The sequence below is a fragment of the Thermodesulfobacteriota bacterium genome (assembly GCA_036397855.1).
In the GTDB taxonomy this organism is placed as follows: domain Bacteria; phylum Desulfobacterota_D; class UBA1144; order Nemesobacterales; family CSP1-2; genus DASWID01.
In genome coordinates, this window is record DASWID010000175.1 from 1 (window position 1) to 4,012 (window position 4,012).

Here is a 4,012-nt window from a genome sequence, read left to right on the forward strand (position 1 = left end):
AAAAAAACAAGGAGGATGGTATGGGGACCAACAGTAAAATTGAATGGACGCAGGTAACCTGGAATCCTGTCACTGGCTGTAGCAAGGTGAGCCAGGGATGTAAGCACTGCTATGCCGAACGTTTAGCAATGCGACTACAGAAGATGGGTGTTCAGAGATATCAGAATGGCTTTTCTGTTACTCTACATGAAGATGCTGTTGCATTACCAATTAAATGGAAATATCCTAGTATAATTTTTGTTAATTCTATGAGCGACCTGTTTCACGAAAATATACCCTTCGAGTTTATTACGCAAGTATTTGGTACAATGGAACGCTGTCCTCAACATATCTTTCAAATTCTTACTAAGCGGAGCAATAGGCTGAGAGACCTGGCGAGTAAACTACCCTGGCCTACTAACGTTTGGATGGGAGTTAGTGTCGAAGACAAAGAAGTACTCGATAGGATTTATGACTTGCAAAAGGTACGGGCGCACATTCGATTCTTATCTTGTGAGCCGTTGATTGGCGCGCTGGATACAATACCACTTGTGGGTATTAATTGGGTGATCGTCGGTGGGGAATCAGGACCGAAAGCAAGACCAATGAAAAAAGAATGGGTGCTATCAATTCTCCAGCAATGTCGTGAAGCTGATGTACCCTTCTTCTTCAAGCAGTGGGGCGGAGTGCGTAAGGACTTAACTGGACGAAAACTAAACGGTCGAACCTACGATGAAATACCCTTGGATCGATATGACTATAAACCTCAATTGGCCTTATTTTAGAAATAGTAGCCTGTATAAATTCCACAATCTATCGCTCGGCCAGCCACATAACGCACCAGCAAGCGTGTCCTGAGCTAGACCGAAGGAACTCGTGTGCCACCCTTGCCAAAGAACAAAGAGGTAGGAGCGGCTTCCAGCCGCGATTTATCTTGCCATAAGCCTGTCCGGAATGAAAATGATGCCTCCCCTTGAGCTTTCTTCAAACTATTGTTATTTTATTTTGTCCAAACATTTAGAATAAGATCGGAATGAATCCTCAAATCATTATTAACGCCATGCTGTAAATGCTCTAAATAAACTCGAATCCGCCATCTAAAAAAATACAATATCTAGGAGACAAATTCATAATAAAAAAGCCGCTCTCCGTTCGTGGTGCGTTAAGCACTCTTTAATATTAACGAACCAAAGCGGCCATCTTTTATGTACATATATCATAATAATTATGCGTTCATTAGTCGATTTTGTGTTTTTATTAGGAGAAAAGAAGCCGGAAACCTTTATTTAGAATTTAATTGTCCAGTTGGACCTCCTTGCGGCCTGTGGTCTAATATGCGCCCCACAATCTCTTCAAAAGTCATAATGAGTTCATCGGAACGGCAGGGCGATTTCGCTTCTCGTTAATGACTGGACTCTCTGAAGTGGGTTATTATCCGTCGGGCATATATATATAGTTTAGATCTCACCCTAAAATATTTTAAACAAATAGTCAAATGTTTTGATAAATTGACAGTCAATAACATGTGTGTTAGAAATATGTATATTTAATACATAATATGAGGTGTATAAGTAATGGTAAGGATGAACATAACTATAGATAAAGAATTATATGAAGAGCTTTCTCAAATAAAGAATAAAAGTGGGTTTATAAGAGATGCAGTTAGAGATAAGCTCAGAGTTCTGAGGGAAAAGCAACTTCGAAAATCACTTAAAGAAGGCTATAAAAAAGAAGGTAAGAATTTGAAGGAGTGGGAGACAACTATTACTGATGGATGGGATTAGCAGAGGAAATGTATGGTTGGTTTCTCTCGAACCTATTATAGGAAGAGAAATCGGCAAAACAAGACCTGCGTTAGTAATTTCAAACGACATAAACAATGAGTATGCGGAAACAGTTACTGTTATTCCGATTACTTCAAGTGTTACGAAGGTTTATCCTTTTGAGGTTTTTTTATCCAAAGGAACTGCAAACTTGTCCAAAGACTCGAAGGTAAAGTGCAATCAAATAAGAACTGTAGATAAGAAAAGGCTTATTAAGCAAATGGGCAGTCTTTCTCAACAAAAGATCGAAGAAATAGAAAAGGCATTGCTTATCCACCTTGGAATATTATCGTATATTTGAGAAATATCTGATCACTAAGAATATTCCATAGTGAATTTTATAAGAACAGATTAAATAAGTATAAGAGTTATAAAGGTTTGTTGACTGCTTAAGTCAATAGTCAAGGCCTGACACCTTTTATTCGTTACCCATTATTCTGGCAAGTTCCTTTATCTTAAACTCATTGCACTCCCTGTCTAACTAACCAAATATTCTATTTCCAATCTTCCTATCCAAAATGTAATTGTTTAAAGTCAAATTGCATGCCTGGCCCCGATTTTTCCTAAAGAGGTAAAAACTCCACTCGATTGGCGATATCATCAAGCTCTGCCGCCTTAGCGATAATTTCTATATCACGGATGCAGCTTCCGATCGAAACGCGCGAGGGATAAGCATAAATCAGACCGGTAAAGGGATTACCCTGTACTTGCCGTTTTGTAGCTTCGATCAGCAGGTCATCGTCGAAGGTGAATAGGACTCGCCGTAAGGCAGTGGCGCGTTCCAGTAACTCTTGGTCAGCGAGATTGGCCGAGTTGTCTTCTTGTGCGGTAATAACATCAACACCACGAAGCCGCAAACCGACTGTAATGGCTCTGGGAATGTGGACATCCATGTAAATGGCGACAGCCATTACAGCAAACCTTTGGATTTTAACCTGGCAACTAAAGGTGATGGTCCGCTGGCTTGCCTGATTTTCTCCACTTTTTTCAGTCGACGTTCCAGGTCTTTATTGAGTTCCTCCACGTGGTCCCAGTAATAAGCCAGGGCCGAATGGATTTGCCCTAAAGTCAAATAAGGGTGCTGAAAGTGTAGCTCCTCCGGACTCCACCCGTAAGCAATTCTTTCAGCAACAAGTTCGACCACCTTCATAGTTGTGCCGGAGACGATGGGTGTTCCATCCTCACCAATAACAATATGCTCGTATCTTGTTTCTGCGACGGACATTAATAACTCCTGTTTCATGGAACAGTTTAAGCAAAAGTCTCCAATATTCCAAATCCTCGAATCTCTCAATCTTGTGACCTTCAATCTTCTAATCCTTTTTCCCCTCTACAATCGCAATCTCCCCCGGCGTCAGCCCGTTGAGTTCATACACCCCCTGGTCGATCTGGCGTTCCTATTCTTTAATTTTTTCCTGTTTCTTTGGATTGAGTTAACATGCATTCCAGGCACCACGCATACACTTTTTTTTCATCGCAAAGGGCAAATCCCCGTGGCAATCTAATTTTATTCCTTCAGGATACTGAAAAGGAAACAGGAAGGACGCTTCAAGAAAACGGCAGGCGAGGAGAACAAAAGGAAAAATAAGTCATTTATTCATGACCCCGGAGACATTGGAATATTATCGTATATTTGAGAAATATCTGATCACTAAGAATATTCCATAGTGAATTTTATAAAAACAGATTAAATAAGTATAAGAGTTATAAAGGTTTGTTGACTGCTTAAGTCAATAGTCAAGGCCTGACCCCTTTTACTGCCATTCACCGTCGTCGTAGGATTCCATCTTGGTCTTGAGTCGGTTGTATAGTCTGTCTAAGTGCTTTTGGAGCTTCGGGTCTTCCGAATGGTTGGCTTCTGCGGCGATGTAACCGAGCAGTTCGTCCAGATCGTCGAGTGTGAATTTCGCCACAAGCTTGGTGCCCTGGGTTGAAGCGATTCTAAGCCTATCGGTAAGATTGGGACCTGCAAACGTCTGCTCAAGAACGAGGCTTCTTTCACGTTGAGTGAAAGGCACCTCCACAGGCTCTCCGTATCGGATCTTTTTTCGTTTCACGACCATCACATTCCTAAGGTTATTCTAACACTACAAATCAGCCGCCGAGTCAGCGGTCGGCTGTATTTGTTTGTTAGGGCTTTCTCGATACATGCTAATAGTGAGCGACGCTACTGCAAGGATGAGAGCTAGGATAGATACTCCAGTTGTTAT

General features: G+C 41.3%; 6 protein-coding genes. 3 read left to right on the forward strand and 3 right to left on the reverse strand.

The genetic code is table 11. From position 1 onward, the window contains the following. The first annotated feature begins 20 nt into the window (after nt 1-20). From VGA95_13375 to VGA95_13385, 3 genes are all read left to right on the forward strand, one after another. Nucleotides 21-764 (forward strand): phage Gp37/Gp68 family protein, encoded by a 744-nt coding sequence (locus tag VGA95_13375; GenBank protein ID HEX9667532.1) that lies wholly within the window; start codon nt 21-23, stop codon nt 762-764. Nucleotides 765-1,553: 789 nt separating this feature from the next. Further along, a complete protein-coding gene (locus VGA95_13380) occupies nt 1,554-1,763 on the forward strand; it encodes a ribbon-helix-helix domain-containing protein (GenBank protein ID HEX9667533.1) in 210 nt (69 codons plus the stop codon). Further along, nucleotides 1,750-2,103 carry a type II toxin-antitoxin system PemK/MazF family toxin gene (locus VGA95_13385; GenBank protein HEX9667534.1) on the forward strand — a complete coding sequence of 118 codons (354 nt, stop codon included), beginning with the start codon at nt 1,750-1,752 and terminating at the stop codon, nt 2,101-2,103. Before VGA95_13380 ends, VGA95_13385 begins: the two co-directional genes overlap by 14 nt. A 262-nt stretch (nt 2,104-2,365) precedes the next feature. Here the strand turns inward: VGA95_13385 and VGA95_13390 are convergent, their stop codons facing one another. The 3 genes from VGA95_13390 to VGA95_13400 all read right to left on the reverse strand — a co-directional run bounded on the left by VGA95_13390 (nt 2,366) and on the right by VGA95_13400 (nt 3,820). After that, entirely contained in the window at nt 2,366-2,713 is a 348-nt protein-coding gene (locus tag VGA95_13390) for a DUF5615 family PIN-like protein (GenBank protein ID HEX9667535.1), read from the reverse strand. Further along, complete coding sequence (locus VGA95_13395; protein HEX9667536.1) at nt 2,713-3,027, reverse strand: DUF433 domain-containing protein; 315 nt, start codon at nt 3,025-3,027, stop codon at nt 2,713-2,715. Before VGA95_13395 ends, VGA95_13390 begins: the two co-directional genes overlap by 1 nt. Before the next feature lie 529 nt (nt 3,028-3,556). Further along, a complete protein-coding gene (locus VGA95_13400; protein ID HEX9667537.1) occupies nt 3,557-3,820 on the reverse strand; it encodes a hypothetical protein in 264 nt (87 codons plus the stop codon). Nucleotides 3,821-4,012 lie beyond the last annotated feature (192 nt).